Annotated in this window: 15 protein-coding genes; 11 read left to right on the top strand and 4 right to left on the bottom strand. The window is 55.6% G+C overall.

Annotated features, from left to right (window positions below; genetic code table 11):
- The first annotated feature begins 46 nt into the window (after window positions 1-46).
- From MCM46_18985 to MCM46_18935, 11 genes are all read left to right on the top strand, one after another.
- Complete coding sequence (locus MCM46_18985; GenBank protein ID MCG3113894.1) at window positions 47-2,038, top strand: Ig-like domain-containing protein; 1,992 nt, start codon at window positions 47-49, stop codon at window positions 2,036-2,038.
- Between the two features lie 195 nt (window positions 2,039-2,233).
- Window positions 2,234-3,913 (top strand): long-chain fatty acid--CoA ligase, encoded by a 1,680-nt coding sequence (locus MCM46_18980; protein ID MCG3113893.1) that lies wholly within the window; start codon window positions 2,234-2,236, stop codon window positions 3,911-3,913.
- On the top strand, window positions 3,910-5,100 hold the full coding sequence (locus MCM46_18975; protein ID MCG3113892.1) for a thiolase family protein: 1,191 nt from the start codon (window positions 3,910-3,912) through the stop codon (window positions 5,098-5,100). Before MCM46_18980 ends, MCM46_18975 begins: the two co-directional genes overlap by 4 nt.
- Before the next feature lie 26 nt (window positions 5,101-5,126).
- The gene (locus MCM46_18970) at window positions 5,127-6,341 is read left to right on the top strand and encodes a 3-hydroxyacyl-CoA dehydrogenase NAD-binding domain-containing protein (GenBank protein ID MCG3113891.1); all 1,215 of its coding nucleotides are present in this window, start codon (window positions 5,127-5,129) and stop codon (window positions 6,339-6,341) included.
- 11 nt (window positions 6,342-6,352) lie between these two features.
- The gene (locus tag MCM46_18965) at window positions 6,353-7,132 is read left to right on the top strand and encodes an enoyl-CoA hydratase (protein MCG3113890.1); all 780 of its coding nucleotides are present in this window, start codon (window positions 6,353-6,355) and stop codon (window positions 7,130-7,132) included.
- Window positions 7,133-7,170: 38 nt separating this feature from the next.
- The gene (locus MCM46_18960) at window positions 7,171-8,331 is read left to right on the top strand and encodes an acyl-CoA dehydrogenase family protein (protein ID MCG3113889.1); all 1,161 of its coding nucleotides are present in this window, start codon (window positions 7,171-7,173) and stop codon (window positions 8,329-8,331) included.
- 95 nt (window positions 8,332-8,426) lie between these two features.
- On the top strand, window positions 8,427-9,029 hold the full coding sequence (locus MCM46_18955; GenBank protein ID MCG3113888.1) for a hypothetical protein: 603 nt from the start codon (window positions 8,427-8,429) through the stop codon (window positions 9,027-9,029).
- A gap of 52 nt (window positions 9,030-9,081) precedes the next feature.
- Window positions 9,082-9,660 (top strand): hypothetical protein, encoded by a 579-nt coding sequence (locus MCM46_18950; protein MCG3113887.1) that lies wholly within the window; start codon window positions 9,082-9,084, stop codon window positions 9,658-9,660.
- 15 nt (window positions 9,661-9,675) lie between these two features.
- Complete coding sequence (locus MCM46_18945) at window positions 9,676-10,470, top strand: electron transfer flavoprotein subunit beta/FixA family protein (protein ID MCG3113886.1); 795 nt, start codon at window positions 9,676-9,678, stop codon at window positions 10,468-10,470.
- 30 nt (window positions 10,471-10,500) lie between these two features.
- The gene (locus MCM46_18940; protein MCG3113885.1) at window positions 10,501-11,649 is read left to right on the top strand and encodes a patatin-like phospholipase family protein; all 1,149 of its coding nucleotides are present in this window, start codon (window positions 10,501-10,503) and stop codon (window positions 11,647-11,649) included.
- Between the two features lie 17 nt (window positions 11,650-11,666).
- The gene (locus MCM46_18935) at window positions 11,667-12,659 is read left to right on the top strand and encodes an electron transfer flavoprotein subunit alpha/FixB family protein (GenBank protein MCG3113884.1); all 993 of its coding nucleotides are present in this window, start codon (window positions 11,667-11,669) and stop codon (window positions 12,657-12,659) included.
- A gap of 62 nt (window positions 12,660-12,721) precedes the next feature.
- On the opposite strand, the gene MCM46_18930 is transcribed toward MCM46_18935, so the two are convergent.
- The 4 genes from MCM46_18930 to MCM46_18915 form a co-directional block, all read right to left on the bottom strand.
- Window positions 12,722-13,009: an HU family DNA-binding protein gene (locus tag MCM46_18930; protein ID MCG3113883.1), complete on the bottom strand. Its 288-nt coding sequence runs from the start codon at window positions 13,007-13,009 to the stop codon at window positions 12,722-12,724.
- Between the two features lie 246 nt (window positions 13,010-13,255).
- A complete protein-coding gene (locus tag MCM46_18925; protein ID MCG3113882.1) occupies window positions 13,256-13,672 on the bottom strand; it encodes a VOC family protein in 417 nt (138 codons plus the stop codon).
- Between the two features lie 11 nt (window positions 13,673-13,683).
- Entirely contained in the window at window positions 13,684-14,274 is a 591-nt protein-coding gene (locus tag MCM46_18920) for a Rieske 2Fe-2S domain-containing protein (GenBank protein ID MCG3113881.1), read from the bottom strand.
- A 108-nt stretch (window positions 14,275-14,382) separates the two neighbouring features.
- A complete protein-coding gene (locus MCM46_18915; GenBank protein MCG3113880.1) occupies window positions 14,383-16,314 on the bottom strand; it encodes an AMP-binding protein in 1,932 nt (643 codons plus the stop codon).
- Window positions 16,315-16,439 lie beyond the last annotated feature (125 nt).

The following is a 16,439-nucleotide window of genomic DNA, read 5'->3' as shown; positions in this document are numbered from 1 at the left end:
GGTAACCTATAAAGACAATTATAGGCTATCCCTGATCGGAGTTGACGTGAGGAAGTTTAATTATCGACAGCTATTGGTTATTTTCTCCCTCATTGTTTCTTTGGCTTTCATTTTAAACGGTTGCGGAGGCAGCAACGGCGGCCGGTCAAACACGGGTGAAGCGCCGAGCGACGATACCACTCCGCCGATTGTTTCTTCGACCTCACCGGCGAATGGAACCAATCAGGTCCCCCTGAATATCATCATCAGCGCCACTTTCAGCGAATCACTCGATCCGGACACCGTTTCCAAGAATACGTTTTTCGTAATAAACGCCTCGAGCGGAGCAACCGTTTCGGGAGAAGTCGTCTACACCGATGAGACGAAAACGGCCTCCTTCACACCGTCCGGCCTCATGGGAATCGATACATCCTACGTAGTGAATATTACAACTTCGCTGACAGACCAGGCCGGAAACCCGATGGATGAAACCTTTTCCTGGTCATTCACAACCGGCGCCGCAATCGATAATTCCCCTCCTTCTTTTCCAGGAAATGATCCTCAACTCATCGCTCAAGCCACCAGTTCAAACTCAATTTCACTCGAGTGGGTAAAGGCCAGTGACAACACCACGCTTTCAAGTCAGCTTCTGTACGTCGTTTGCCGGTCGACTGTTTCAACAGATTGCACAGTCGATCCCTTCCCGGCAACAGGGGGAAATGTGGTCATCAGTGAAATAGCGGCCGGGCAACTCACACAAACAGAGGACGACCGACTCACATTGGGAGTCACCGGATTAAACAGCAACACCCAGTACTATTTCGTCGTCCGGGCGAAGGACCAAGTCAATCTGCTCGACGGCAACACGGTCCAGGAATCGGCAACGACATTCGGAGTTTTTGTTTCGTTAGGAACCAGCTTAAATAAAAACTCAAGTAAAGATGCGCGCGATCCGTCTATTGCAATTGTTGGAAGTACCCCTTACTTAGCTTGGTGGGAAGGAAATACGCCGGCAGATGTCTACGTTAAAACGTTTGATACCATCTCCGAAACATGGTCCACCGAAACCAAAATCAATACGGTTGGAAATCACGCCCTTCAACCTAAGATCGCCTCTAACGGCGCTGCCACTCCCGTTGCTTACATTACATATACCGAGTGTGACAGCGGAGGAGCGAATTGCAAAGTTTACGTTAAAAAGTGGAATGCGGGAGGCAACACCTGGGATCTCGTTGGCGGGGAGATCAATGTGGATGGAACCAAATCCGCCGCCGACAGCGCCATTGCATTTGATGGAAGCGGCACGCCCTACGTTATTTGGGTCGAGCCGGATGGATCGGGCATCAATCAGATTTATGTCAGCCATTTCAATGGATCGAATTGGGTCCAAGATGGGGGCAGCCTGAATGTCGATGCAGCAAAAAACGGATCTAATCCGGCAATCGCAATCAACGGGTCAGCGATTAAGGCTTCCTGGACGGAATGCATCCCGAATTTAAACGACTGCCAGCTCTATGTGAAAGCCTGGGATTCAACCGGTTCTACGTGGACACCCGCGAACCCTACCTCCTTAAAGGCGGGCGATCCCGGTCTTCCTTCTCGCCCCAATGATGTTTCGCTCGGCTTTATAAACCAAGTCCTGCACGTTGTATGGCATGAGAATGCGAGTGTTTATGCTCGGAAAGAGCAGGGAAATACCTTCGTCTCGGTCGGAACCATTTCCACCGTCGTTTCGACTTCATCAAACGCCGCATTTGGATCTGCTGCAACCGGTTCACAGGTTCCCTTCATCACCCTCGTCGATAACAGCAATGCCACGGCAAATCAGGGACCGCACCTCTTCGTTAAAAAATGGGACGGCACACAGTGGGTTACAGAAGGGGGTGGCGCGTTAAACATGACCGGTGGGGGAGGGTTCCAGACGATTACCTCTGCGATTGGATTTTCTGGGGGAACCCCCTACGTTGCCTGGATAGAAAAAGGCTCTTGCCTTGTCAATAATGGATGCGGCCAGAATAATACAAATGTTTCCCAACTTTACGTAAAGCGGTTAGAATAACCGACTCCCTTTTCGTTCCCGACAGATTCATTTTTTATCCGTCGACACTTCCTTACATTTCATTTCAGATCGTTACCTTGACATCTCACTGTCAATCAGGTAAAGTTTTATTTGTCTTTCTCTTTTCAAAGCAAGCACTTGTCTATATGAAACTTTCATTTTTATCCCCTACAAGATCATCAACGAGGATGGTCCATGGATCGACCTTGGCTGAAATTTTATGAGCCTTCCGTCCCTGCAAATCTCCAGTATCCACCCGTCCCTCTTCACCAACTCTTAATCGAATCGACCAAAAAATACCCCAATCAAAACGCAATCCTCTTTTATGGAAAGGGGATGACCTATCGCGAGCTGGATGAAGAGACCAATCGGTTCGCGCAGGCGCTCCAGAAACTCGGGGTTCGAAAGGGAGATCGGGTCGCGGTGATGCTGCCGAACGTTCCTCAGTGCGTCATTGCCTATTACGGCGCGTTGAAGATCGGCGCGATCGTCGTCATGACCAATCCGCTCTATGTCGAACGGGAGCTTCAAATTCAGCTCGCCGATTCGGGGGCCGAAACGATCGTCGCGCTTGACTTCTTCTATCCTCGGATCGAGAAGGCGAAGCAGGGGACCGCTCTCAAAAACATCATCCTCACCTCCGTCCGGGACAAACTTCCCTGGCTCCTCAGCCTCCTCTATCCGATCAAGGCGAAAAAAGAGGGGCAGTGGATTCACGTTGAAAAGACCCCGCCCATCTACGATATGATTGAGATCATGCGGCAGGCGCCGTCGAGTCCGCCGGATGTCCAAGTTACAGAGACCGATCTGGCACTCCTTCAATACACCGGCGGAACAACCGGTATTCCCAAAGGAGTGATGCTGACCCATAAAAACATGGTCGCAAATGCGCTCCAGTGCCGTCACTGGATGCCGACCCTTGAAGAAGGGAATGAAGTCTTCCTCGCCGTTGTCCCGTTCTTTCACGTGTACGGCATGTCGGCCTGTATGAATCTGTCGATCTATCTCGGAACGACGCTGGTCCTTCTTCCGCGATTCGTTACAAAAGACGTGCTCCACGCCATTCAAAAAACGCGGTCGACGATCTTCATGGGGGTGCAGGCGATGTATGTCGCCATCAACAACTTCCCCGACGTGAAGAAATACGATCTCTCCTCCATTAAAGTTTGCATCTCCGGGGCGGGACCGCTGCACGTTGAGGTGCAACGGCAGTTTGAAGCGCTCACCGGCGGAAAGCTGGTCGAGGGGTACGGTCTCTCGGAGGCCGCACCGGTCACCCATGCAAACCCGATTCATGGCAAACGGAAGCCGGGGAGCATCGGCCTGCCGTTTCCAGACACCGAGGTCAAGGTGGTCGATATCGAAACCGGCACCCAGCCGCTCCCAATCGGAGAGGTCGGGGAGTTGATCGTCCAAGGCCGTCAGGTGATGCAAGGCTACTGGCAGAAATCGGAAGAAACAAATGCCGTCCTCCGCAACGGTTGGCTGCATACCGGAGACATGGCGAAGATGGACGAAGAAGGCTACTTCTTTATCGTCGATCGAAAAAAGGATATGATTAAGACACGTGGAGAAAACGTCTACCCGCGCGAGGTCGAAGAGGTTCTCTTCCGCCACCCGAAAGTAAAAGATGCAGTCGTCGTCGGGTTGCCAGATTCCTTTTCCGGGGAGAAGATTAAAGCCTATCTGATTCTAAAAGAAGGAGAGAACGCGACCGCCGAGGAGGTTTTAACCTTCTGCAGAACGGAGCTCTCAAAGTTTAAAGTTCCGCAGGAAATCGAATTTCGGAAGGAGCTGCCGAAGACGATTATCGGCAAAGTCCTGCGGCGCGTCTTGATTGATGAAGAAATGAAGAAACTGAAGGAGTCCAAATGAAAGAAATTGCGATTATCGACGGCGTCCGAACACCGATCGGGAATATGGGCGGGGCGCTGAAAGAAATCACGAACCATAAGATGGGGGAGCTGGTCGTCCGGGAAGTGGTGAAGCGGACGGGGATCGATCCGACCCTGGTCGAAGAGGTGATCTTCGGCTGCGTCGGACAATACAGCGACGCGACCAACCTCGCCCGCGTGATCACCCTGATGTCCGGCTTGCCGATCACCACACCGGCCTACACCGTGGCGCGAAATTGCGCCTCGGGGATGCAGGCGGTCATAAACGCCTGCCAGAACATCCTCGCCGGCGACGCCGATGTTCAGATCGCCGGGGGGGTCGAAAATATGAGCCTGGCGCCGTTTGTCTCGCGCGACATGCGCTTCGGGCATCGGCTGAAACACTCTGTCATGATCGACTCGATCTGGGAGGGGTTGACCGACGGGTTCTGCGGCCAGATCATGGGCTATACGGCGGAGAATCTCGCCGAAGAGTTTAAGATTTCGCGCCAAGAGCAGGACAAATACGCGGTTGAAAGCCACAAAAAGGCTTTCCGCGCCACCCGCGAAGGAAAATTAAAAGATGAGATCGTTCCGGTCTCCATCCCCAAAAAGGTCGCCGGAAAAGAGGTCACGCCGGAGCTCTTCGCACAGGATGAAGGACCCAACGTTGCCTTGAGTGAACAGATGCTCTCCCTCTATCCGACCGTCTTCAAGGAGGGTGGGACGGTGACCCCCGGCAATGCCTGTCCCATCAGCGACGGCGCGGCCGCCCTTTTGATGATGTCGAAGGAGAAGGCCCAAGCGCTCGGATTAACACCGCTCGGTTATGTTCGATCCTACGCTTCAGTCGGCGTCGAGCCGCAGCGGATGGGAATCGGCCCGGCGCTCGCCATCCCCAAGGCGCTCAAAAAAGCAAACCTCTCCCTCTCCGATATTCAACTGATCGAGGTGAACGAAGCGTTCGCCGTCCAATATCTTGCGGTGGAGCGGGTCCTCGGGAACAAGCGGGAGATCACCAATGTCAACGGCGGCGCCATCGCATTGGGCCACCCGGTCGGGATGAGCGGGACGCGCCTGATCATCACATTACTAAAAGAGATGAAGCGCCGGAATCTCACCCTCGGCGTCGCCTCCCTCTGCGTCGGCGGCGGCCTCGGATCGGCGATGGTATTGGAGAGAAAATAACCGGATCAGAACAGCGGGAGCGAACAATGTACATCTATAAAGCGGCAGTGATTGGTGCAGGAGCGATGGGATCGGGCATCGCGCAGGTGATTACCTACTCCGGTTTGCCCGTCGTTCTGAAAGATGTTGATCAAAAATCAGTCGACAGAGGAATCGAGGCAATCCGGAAGATCTATCGGAGCCGGGTCGACAAGGGAAAGATGACCGCCTCGGAGCTGGAACAGAAGATGATGCTGGTCACCGGCGCGACCGACTACTCCGGATTCTCCGATGTCGATATCGTCATTGAGGCGATCTTCGAAGATCTCGAGGTAAAACGAAAACTCTTCCAGGAATTGGAAACGGTTTGCCCCGAGAGCACGATCTTCGCCAGCAATACCTCTTCGCTTCCAATCTCCGCCATTGCAGCAGGAACGAAGCGACCGGAGAAGGTGATCGGGATGCACTTCTTCAACCCGGCCCCGGTGATGAAGCTGGTGGAGGTGATCCCCGGCCTCGGCACTTCTCAGGAAACGATGGATGATGTGGTCGCCTTTACCGAAAGCCTCCGGAAAATTCCGATCCGGGTGCAGGAGTGCGCCGGGTTTCTGGTGAACCGTCTCCTGATGCCTTATCTCAATGAAGCGGCCCTGGCGCTGCAGGAAGGGTCGGCCCCGGCAAAACAGATCGATGAAGCGATCGTCGCCTTCGGGATGCCGATGGGGCCCTTTACCCTCTCCGATATGATCGGAATCGACGTTGCGGTGAAGGTCGCCGACATTCTCTACGATGCCTACGGCCCTCGCGTCACGCCGGCGGAAATTTGGACGGCGCTTTACGAGGCGAAGCGCTACGGGACGAAGAGCGGCTCCGGGTTCTACGAATATGGTGAAGAGAAAAAAGAGAGCCTGGATGCGATCATCGCCAAACTCCAGAAGCAGACCGGAAAGAAGGGGACCCGCTTCTCGGTCAACCGTCTGATGATGCCGATGATCAATGAGGCGGTCATCTCGCTGCAAGAGGGGGTGGCCACGGCAGGCGACATCGACATCGCCATGATGGCCGGCACGGGGTTTCCGCAAGATAAAGGAGGACCGCTTCATTATGCAGATCAGATCGGCATCGATGTCGTTCTCTCCGAATTACAAGCCCTCACAAAAGAACTCGGCCCCCGGTTCTGGCCGGCGCCGATGCTGAAACGGATGGTGATGGGGGGTTATCTCGGTGTGAAATCGGGAAAGGGATTTTTTACTTATACATAAAGGAGGCCGGCTTGGCGAACCAATTCATCAACTACACTCTGGAAGATCGCGTCGCGACGGTGACAATCAGCAATCCCCCGGCGAATGTTCTGACAACCCCTCTTGTAAAAGAATTAGATAAAGTTTTTGATGAGCTTTCCGGGAACAACGATGCGAAAGTCATCATTTTGACCGGATCGGGAACGCTCTTCGTCGCAGGAGCCGATATTAAAGAGATCGGCTCGATCTCCTCCTCGAAGCAAGGGGAAGATCTCGCCCTCATGGGACAAGCTGTCTTCAATAAGATCGAGCAGATGCGGAAGCCGGTCATTGCGGCCATCACCGGTTTCTGTTTGGGGGGAGGAATGGAGCTGGCGATGGCCTGTCATATGCGGATCGCGGGGGATCGCGCCCGGATGGGACAGCCGGAGATCAATTTAGGAATCATCCCGGGATTCGGAGGAACGCAACGCCTGTCGCGTCTGGTCGGCAAAGCGAAGGCGATGGAAATCATCCTGACAGGCGACATGATCAACGCCCAGGAGGCGAAGGCGCTCGGTCTGGTGAACAAAGTGGTTCCGGAAGGGGAGGTGCTGAAGCAGGCGGTCGGATTGGCCAAGAAGATCGCTTCAAAAGGAATGAAGGCGATTGCCGCCGCGATGAGCGCCATTCAAGAGGGAACCACGCAGCCGTTGTCCCAAGGGCTGACCCTGGAGGCGAAGCTCTTCGGACAGATCTGCGACACCAGCGACATGAAAGAGGGGATCTCGGCTTTTATCGAAAAGAGGCAGCCGAAGTTTCAAGATCAGTGAACAGGTGAGCTCCTTACCCCGTATCCTTTGGAGGAACAATGGAATTTAACTTCAGCGAAGAACAGACCATGCTCCGCGATATGGTCCGGAAATTTACCGACAATGAGGTCAAGCCGGTCGCCCAGCGGATCGACAAAGAGCACAATGTCGATCTCGTGAAGGGAATCTTCAAGAAAGGGGCCGAGCTGGGACTCTGCGGGATTCCTTTTCCGGAGCAATACGGCGGCGCCGGGTTCGGCGAGCTTGGATATTGCATCCTTCTCGAAGAGCTCTCTCGCGGATGCGCCTCCACCTGCGTGACGTTCGGCGCGCATATCGGGCTGGCGGGAACATCGATCCTCCTGGGCGGGACCGAAGAGCAGAAACAAAAATATCTCATCCCTTTGGCGCAAGGACAGAAGATGGGCGCCTATGCGCTCACCGAGCCGGGAGCCGGATCGGATGCGGCGAACATACAGCTCTCCGCCAAGCGGGACGGCGACCACTACATCTTAAACGGCACCAAACTCTGGATCACCAACGGCGATATCGCAGATATCGTGGTCGTCTATGCCGTCACCGACCCGGCGCTCAAGGCCCGGGGGGGGATCACCGCTTTTATTGTCGAAACAACCACGCCCGGTTTCTCCGCCAACCGGATTCAAGACAAGATGGGCCTGCGCGGCTCGGCAACCGCCGAGCTGGTTTTTCAGGATGTTCGCGTCCCGAAGGAGAACATTCTGGGCGAAATCGGCAAAGGCTTCATCATCGCGATGCAGACCCTGGATGAATCGCGGCTCTCGCTCGCCGCCGGCTGCATCGGGGCGGCGAAAGAAGTGATCTCGATGTCGGCCGACTTCGCCAAGAAGCGGGTCGCTTTCGGACAGCCGATCGCTCATTTCCAGGCGATCCAATTCATGATCGCGGAGATGACCACCGAGGTCTACCTGATGGAATCGGTCGTCTACCGGACCGCCTGGATGTATGATCAAGGAAAGAAGATCCCCCGGGAAGGGGCGATCTGTAAGTTGTTCTGCACGGAGGCGCTCGATCGGATCGTCGACAAAGCGGTTCAAATCCACGGCGGAAACGGCTTCATGGGAGAACACCCGGTGGAGCGCTTCTATCGGGACTCCCGGATCAACCGAATCTTCGAAGGGACCAATGAAATCCAACGGCTGGTCATCGCCGAAGATGTCCTGAAAAAGGGAGGATTTTAATCCAAATCGTCGTCCTCATCCAGCCGGTTCCCGATCTCTCCAAGGCCAGCGTCAGTAAAAGCCAAGCGCTTCTCATCGAAAAGGGACCGCGCGTCATGAACCCGGCGGACCGAAACGCGCTGGAGTTTGCGCTTCAAATCAAAGAAAAAGCAGCCGAGTGGAAGGCGACCGGTGGTCAGGTGGAGATCACCACCCTCATGCTTGCTCCGTCGGAATCCGAGGGAATTCTGAAAGAGACACTCGCGCTGGAAGCCGATCGCGCGGTCATCCTCTCCGACACTGCTTTTTTAGCGGGGGATGGAACCGCCGCCGCGTCGGCCCTGGGGCAAGCGGCGGCCAAACTGAAAGCCGATCTCGTTTTATGCGGCGAAGGGGCGATGGGTCACCGGGTCGCGGAGGAGATGAACCTCCCCTCGGTTCATTCCATCAGCGGGATTTCATTCGATCAAGGCGCGTTGAAGCTCCTGTCCAAGAAACAAAACGGGGAGGAGACGATCGATGCTTCTCCTCCTCTCCTTGCTTCAGTCATCGCGGGAAGCAATACCCCCCGGATTGCCAATGCAATCAAAATCATGAAGGCCGCCAAAAAAGAGATCCTTCGATGGCCCCCCGCCGATCTCGGCTTAACGGCGGACAAAGTCGGCTCCGGCGCATCCGGGATGGAGCGCGTACGATCCTTCACTCCGGACAGCGCTTAATTGACCCAAAACACTTCGAAAAATTGACGCTCATCAAGAAGGTGTTATACTGATGAATGACATCAGTGTTGATGAAACCTGGACGCATCTTTTAGTCATCGTAGAAGCTGAATCCGGCCGGCTGACCCAGGCCTCAAAGGAGATCCTTGGCAAGGGGCGGGAATTGGCCGACCAACTCGGAGTCTGGCTGATGGTATATCCCCGGCCGTTTCCCCCGGACAACGCAAAAGAGATCATCTCCTACGGCGCAGACCTCGTCTTTCGAACACCCTCTCCTTCGGAAGCCTCCCCGGCCGATCGCTTGCTTGGCGAGAAAGCCCGGTTGACCCACTTGATTGAAACAAAACGACCGGAGATCGTCCTCTTTCCCTCGAACGAGCGAACAACCCCACTGGCGGCCCGTGTCGCACACCATTTTCGAACCGGCCTCGTGACCGGCTGCACGGGAATGGCCCTTGATTTAACCGAGCGACGACTCCTCGCCACGCGGCCTCTTTTTGATGGAAAACTTTTTGAAGAGTATACCTGGCCGGCGCGCCGTCCGCAGATGGCGACCTTGGCCGCCGGCGCCTTCCCGGAAGGATTTGCAGACCCATACAGAGAAGGACAGATTGAGGAGATATCGAATTAAGATGAAGGAGAAAAGATGAATATTGCCGTCTGCATCAAGCAGGTTCCGGCCTCGGAATCGAAGGTGAAGCCGTCGGCGGACGGAAAAGACATCGATCGAACCGGACTCACCTACGTCGTCAATCCGTATGATGAATTCGGCGTCGAAGAGGCGTTGAGAATCAAAGAGCGTCTCAAGACCGGCCAGGTGACCGTCTTCACCCTCGGTCCTGAAAAGGCCGCGGAGGCGCTCCGGACCTGTCTCGCCGTCGGAGCCGATCAAGCGGTCCATCTCAAAGATCTCGGTTTGGACGGGGGCGATGCTTACACCACCGCCGTGGCGCTGGCGGCCGCGCTGAAGCGAAATCCGTACGATATTCTCTTCTTCGGGCGTCAGGCCATCGATGACGACGCCGGCGCGGTCGGAATTCACGTCGCCGAGATGATGGGGCTTCCGCACGTCGCCGGGATCAACAAACTGGAAATCGATTCCCAAGCAAAAAAGGCGGTCGCCCACCGGCAGATTGAAGGGGCGATCGAGGTGGTGGAGGTGACCCTTCCGGCCATCTTCACCTGCCAGAAGGGGTTAAACGAGCCGCGGTACGCATCACTTCCCGGCATCATGAAAGCGAAGCAGAAACCGCTCATGGTGCTGACGCTGACCGACCTTGGCCTTGATCCGGGCCAGGTCGGATCGAACGGAGCGAAGCTGGTCGTGGAAAAGATCGAATCTCCTCCGGTTCGCTCGGACGGGAAAATCATCGAAGGGGAGCCGGCCCAAGCGGTGGCCGAACTGGTTCGGGTGTTACACGAGGAGATCAAGGTCCTCTAATCGGGTTTGATCTCGGCTGGTAAAAAGTGTATGGCGCAAGAAAACGTCCAGGATTCCCAAACCGGGGGAGCGGAAAAGCAGGGCCGAGCCAAAAGGGCGCTGGTCCTGGCCGGCGGCGGGATTCCCGGCTGGATGTATGAAATCGGATGCCTGACGGCGCTCGACGATTTCTTCGACGGCTTCTCGGTGAATGAGTTCGATATTTATGTCGGAACCAGCGCCGGGGCCGCCGTCGCCGCGCTGATCGCAAACGGCGTCAAGCCGCGGATGATCTACGACGATATCAAGAACGACCGAAAGACGCCGTTCAACTTCGCCCGGCGGGACATCTACAGCTTCGGCTATCAAGAAACATCGCATATCATCAAGAAGTTCCTAAAATCGCTTTACCCGATCTTTCGGTACTATATCAAAAGCGGTCGAAAGGTTTCGATCCTCGACCTTTTGGAGTTCCTGCAGGAGAGTCTCCCTTCGGGAATCTTTACGTTGAAGAATTTTGATCTCTACCTTTCCAATTTCTTCTCCCAAGAGGGATACACCAACGATTTTAGAAAACTGAGGAGAGCGCTTTACATTCCGGCGGTCGATGTCGATGTGGGACGATATGACGTATTCGGTGAAGAGGGATTTGATGACGTGCCGATTTCCCAGGCGGTCATCGCCTCTTCCGCCATGCCGATTCTTTTTCAGCCGATTCAGATTCGAGGGAAAGATTACATCGACGGCGGGGTGGGGCGCGTCGCCTATATGGATATCGCCATGAACCACGGCGCCGAGATGATGTGGATCATCAATCCGGTCCAGTATATCGTCAACGACCGAAACCGGGTCCGCCTGCCGTCGCTTTCCGCCGACGGAAAAGCGGTCGGGATCAGGGAGAAGGGGCTCACGTACATCTACGATCAGGCGATGCGGGTCAACACATCGACCCGCATGTACCTGGCGATGAAACGTTATATTTCCGAACATCCGGCAAAACAGTTTATTTTAACCCAGCCCAAACCGTCGGAGGCCTTCATGTTCGCGCACCACGCGGTCAGCTATAACACCCGCGCTCAGGTCCTCCGGTACGGTTACCATTCCACCATGCAGGCGCTGCGAGAGGAATTCGCTTACTACAAGGATTGCTTGAATCGGCATCAAATTGAGGTAACGCTCGACAAGTTCAAGGAACCGTGACGATTGAAGGAGGCACCATGGCAGGGATTTTGGTTTTTGCGGAACAACGGGACGGCAAGGTCAAACGGGTCGGATTGGAAGCGCTCGGCGCCGCCCGTCGGCTCATTCAAAAGGCCGGCGGAGAGGTAGAGGTGGTGTTGATCGGAGATCGGATCGCATCGGAGGCGAAAGGCTTGGCTGCCGGCGGAGCCGATAAAGTCTATCTGGCTGAAACGCCCGAGCTGCGGCTCTACTCGTCGGAAGGGTATGCCTCCATCCTCGCCGACGTGGCGAAAAGAATCCAACCCTCGCTCATCCTCATGGGAGCGACCGCGATGGGAAAAGATCTCGGCCCCAAACTGGCGGCCAAACTCAAAGGTCCCTTCATGGGAGATTGTGTCGGATTGGAAATCAGAGAGGGGGGCGTTGCGACGGCGACCCGCCCGATCTATGCAGGGAAGCTCCTCTCAAGACTGACGAGCCGGCAGCCGACCCTTCAAGTGGCCACGCTCCGGCCGAATGTCTTTCCGGTCCATTCGCCCGATCCCGCCCGCGAGCCGGTCATCGAAAAGGTTGCCCCCCCCATCGATCTTGCAAAATTGAGCGATAAGGTAAAAGAGGTCGTTACGACGGTCGGATCAAAAGTCGAGTTAACGGAAGCCCGGATCATCGTTTCCGGGGGGCGGGGATTGAAGGCGCCCGAAAACTTCAAGCTGGTTGAAGAGCTCGCCGAGGCGCTCGGCGCGGCGGTGGGGGCGTCCCGCGCCGCCGTCGATGCCGGATGGAAGCCGCACGCTTATCAGGTCGGCTTGACGGGAAAGACGGTCTCGCCCGTTCTCTACGTGGCATGCGGCATCTCCGGGGCGATTCAGCATCAGGCCGGAATGTCCTCTTCCAAATATATTGTCGCCATCAACAAAGACCCGAACGCCCCGATCTTCAAGATCGCCACCTACGGCATCGTCGGAGATATTTTTGAGATCCTTCCGCTTCTAACCGAGGCCGTCAAAAAAATGACGGCCGAGGGGTGACAAAAAAATAGGGGCACGACAGGTCGTGATGTCGTGCCCCTACAGAAATGCAAACTGTGGAACTATTTCTTTCCTAAGATCGAGTCTTTCGCCGCCTTCGCAACACGGAATTTCACCACGCGCTTCGCCGGGATCTTGATCGCCTCGCCCGTCTGCGGGTTCCGTCCCATTCTCGCCTTACGATTGACCAGAACAAGCTTCCCGATTCCGGGAAGGGTAAAGGTGTTCTTCGCTTCCCGGTAGGCGAGCCCGGCCAATTCATCGAGAAATTGAACCGCTGTTTTCTTCGGGAGACTGGTCTTCTTTGAAAGGGTGTCGGCGATCTGAGACTTGGTCATGGCTTTGGCCATACGTTCATCCTCCTTATAGGTAGAAGTACGATTGATCCAATCTTGCCAAGGCGGGCGCCTCCTGCCTTGGCTGTGACAACCATCGGAGCGGGCCACGCGTCTTTCTTTAAGACTGAATGAACTCCTCAGTCGGGAGGGGGGCCCCTTCACCCTCCCACCAGATAAGATCGTGAGAATATATACTGAATTTTAAAAGAGGTCAAGAGAAGAAAATACAAAAAAAGAATTCTTTAAAAAGCTTCTCCTCTATGGAAGCGGGCTGATATGCGGCTCATACAGAACTTGAATCACATTTCCGTCCGGGTCCGCCATGTAAAAAGAATAGCTCCCGTCTCGGTGCCGCTTCACCGGTTTGACGATCGGAACACCGGCCGTCTCCATTTTTTCGACCATGGCATCGACGATCGACTCGTTCTCCGCAATGAAACCGAAATGGTCGAGACGCTGTCCCATTTCCGCCGGCGGCGTCTCTCCCGGCGGAATCTGATGAAGCGCCAGATTGTCCGACCCGAAGCTCAGATAGAGATTCTCAGGATCGGGCTCCCAGACGATGCGCATCCCAAGAATTCCCTCGTAAAACCGGCGCGATTTTCCGATATCGGTGACCTTCAGCGCCAAGTGTCTCAACCCTCTGAGCGGGAGCGGACGATTCTCTTCGGACATCTCATTTCCTCTCAAAGCAATTCGATCAACTCGTCGAGTTTTTCCTGCGCCCCGTAGGAGATTCCTTCCAGATCTCGATACGGAATCCGGAGCAGATCTTGACTGTAGATCGCCCCCTGACGCTGGAAGAGCTCGCCGAGCCAAACCAAACGCTCTCCGATCCGGGCCTGTTTTGCAATCCGCTCGATCTCTTCCGGAACAAGGTGGTACTCCTTCGCCAATGTCTCCGCCGTCTCTCCGGCGACCAATCGCCGCAGGATCGTCTGGTTTCTTCGGACCGGAGCGGTCAAGGAGGAGACATCGAGGTAAACCTCTTCCCCTTCGACTTTGACGGCGAAGCAATCGACCTTCATCGACGGCGCTTCAACCATCGCGCCGGTTCGAACATCAAACCGCCAGAGGTGCCAGGGGCAGGTGACGACTCCATCCTTCACCGGTCCGTGACCGAGCGGCCCCCCCTCATGCAGGCAGAGATTATCGATTGCATAGACCGATCCATCCGATCGAAAGAGCGCGATCTCCTTTCCCTCTACCTGGATGACCTTCCCTTTTTCCATCGGAATCTCTTGAAGCCGAGCCACCTTGACGAACTCCGCCGTCATTCTTCCTCCATCTCCACACATCACTAATGCGATAGTTTACCTTTATCACTTTCCTTTTTCAATAGAGGTTTGAGTTCAAAACAGGGGAGGACGGCTTACCGCTTCCCGTTATTTTTCTTTTGATAGCGCAGCGATTTCTTCGATTGCGGCGGGATTTTCAATCGAGGTGAGATCTCCCAGAGATTGTCCGAGAAGCTTTGCCCGGATGACACGGCGGACGATTTTGGCCGATCGGGTTTTGGGAAGATCGGAGACGATGCGGATTGCTTTGGGGCGGAGCGCTTTTCCCATCGCCTCGGTCACTTGGTCTGCAAGGCTTTGTTCATCGGCCGATTGGCCCGGCTTCAACACGACGAGACAAACGATCGCCTCTCCCTTGATCGGATCGGGGACGCCGATCGCCGCCGCCTCGGAGACGGCGGGGTGTGAGATGAGGACCGACTCGATTTCGGCGGGGCCGACACGGCGGCCGGCAATCTTCATCGTATCGTCCGACCGTCCATGGAGGAACCAGTACCCCTCGTCATCGATCCGGGCCCAGTCGCCGTGAAACCAGATATTCGGCCATCGTGACCAGTAGGTGGCGAGATACCGGTCGCGATCCTTCCAGAAACCCCGTGTCATCGACGGGGCCGGCTTTTTACAGACCAAGTGTCCGGTTTCCCCACGGACCGGCTTTCCATGATCGTCGAAGACATCGACATCCATCCCGAGCCCCGGTCCCCCCAGGGTGCACGGCTTCAGCGGGGTGATCGGAAGGGGCGCGAGAAAACAGCCGATGATCTCCGTGCCGCCGGAGATGTTCATGATCGGAAGCTTTCTTTTTCCGATCTTCTCGAAGAACCAGAGATAACTTTCCTGATCCCACGGCTCGCCGGTGGAGCCGAGCATTCGAAGCGATGCGAGGTCATGCTGCGCGACGGGGGCTTCCCCCGCGCGGATCAAGAGACGGACGGCGGTCGGGGAGATTCCAAGATGGGTGAGCCGATGACGGTCGATCATCTCCCAGAGGCGATCGGGGGCCGGGTGGTTCGGCGCCCCCTCATAAAGGAAGACGCATCCTCCCTGCAAGTGAACGCCGATGATCATCCAGGGGCCCATCATCCAGCCGATGTCGGTCAACCAGAAAAAGCGGTCCTCCGGTTTAACGTCGAAGTGATACGCCAGTTCCTTCCCGATCTGCATCAAACAGCCGCCGTGCGTGTGGACGGTCCCTTTCGGCCGGCCGGTGGTCCCGGAAGTGTAGAGGATCAAGGCGGGGGCTTCGGCGTCGAGCGATTCGGTGGCGACCCGCTCCGACTTTCCCGCGACAAATTCGGTGTACCAGCAATCACGCGACGAATCCCAATCGATTTCATTTCCAAGGCGGCGCAGAATGACTTTCTTCCGCAACGTCGGAATTTGAGCGGCGGCCTCATCGGCCGACCGCTTGATCTCAATGATTTTTCCACGCCGGAGAGAGCCGTCGGCGGTGAAGAGGATCTTCGCCTCGGCGTGCGCGAGACGGACGGCGAGGGGGCCGGCGGCAAACCCGGAGAAAATCGGGATGCAAATCGCACCGATCTTGAAGGAGGCGTAGAGGACCGCCACCATCTCCAGCGACATCGGCATGTAGATTCCGATCGTATCACCGGGACCGATCCCTTCCCGCCGAAGGGCGTCCGCCAGGCGGGAGACCTCCCGGGAGAGTTGATCGTACGTCCAGGAGCGGACTTTTTTATCTTCTCCTTCCCAAAGAAGGGCGATCTCATTCGCGCGGGCAGGGAGATGGCGATCGATGCAGTTCATCACCAGATTCGTCTGGCCGCCGATGAACCACTTCGTCCAGGGAAGGCCGGCGGAGGTGTCGTAGACCTGGCGATAGGGCCGGCTCCATCGGATTCCGAGGTCCTTCGAAACCGCATCCCAAAATCGGCCGATATCCTCGATCGACCAGCGAATGAGCGCTTCATATGAAGAAAGACCATGGCGCTGCATTAATCGCCAGACGTTCGATTGCCGGATGATCTCGTCGGAGGGGGTCCAAATGATATCGTTCATAATGAGCATTATAACATTTCGTCCACCTGATGCCCATCCGATCCAGGGTTCCTCCTATTTGCAATAGAAGTGATCCTTTTTTGCACATCTCTTTCTCTACCGTTCACCGATATGTAAAAGATGTA

Source organism: Candidatus Manganitrophus morganii (assembly GCA_021651055.1).
GTDB lineage: Bacteria > Nitrospirota > Nitrospiria > SBBL01 > Manganitrophaceae > Manganitrophus > Manganitrophus morganii.
Note: the sequence above shows the minus strand (reverse complement) of the source record. Positions and strands in the feature narration are given on the sequence as shown.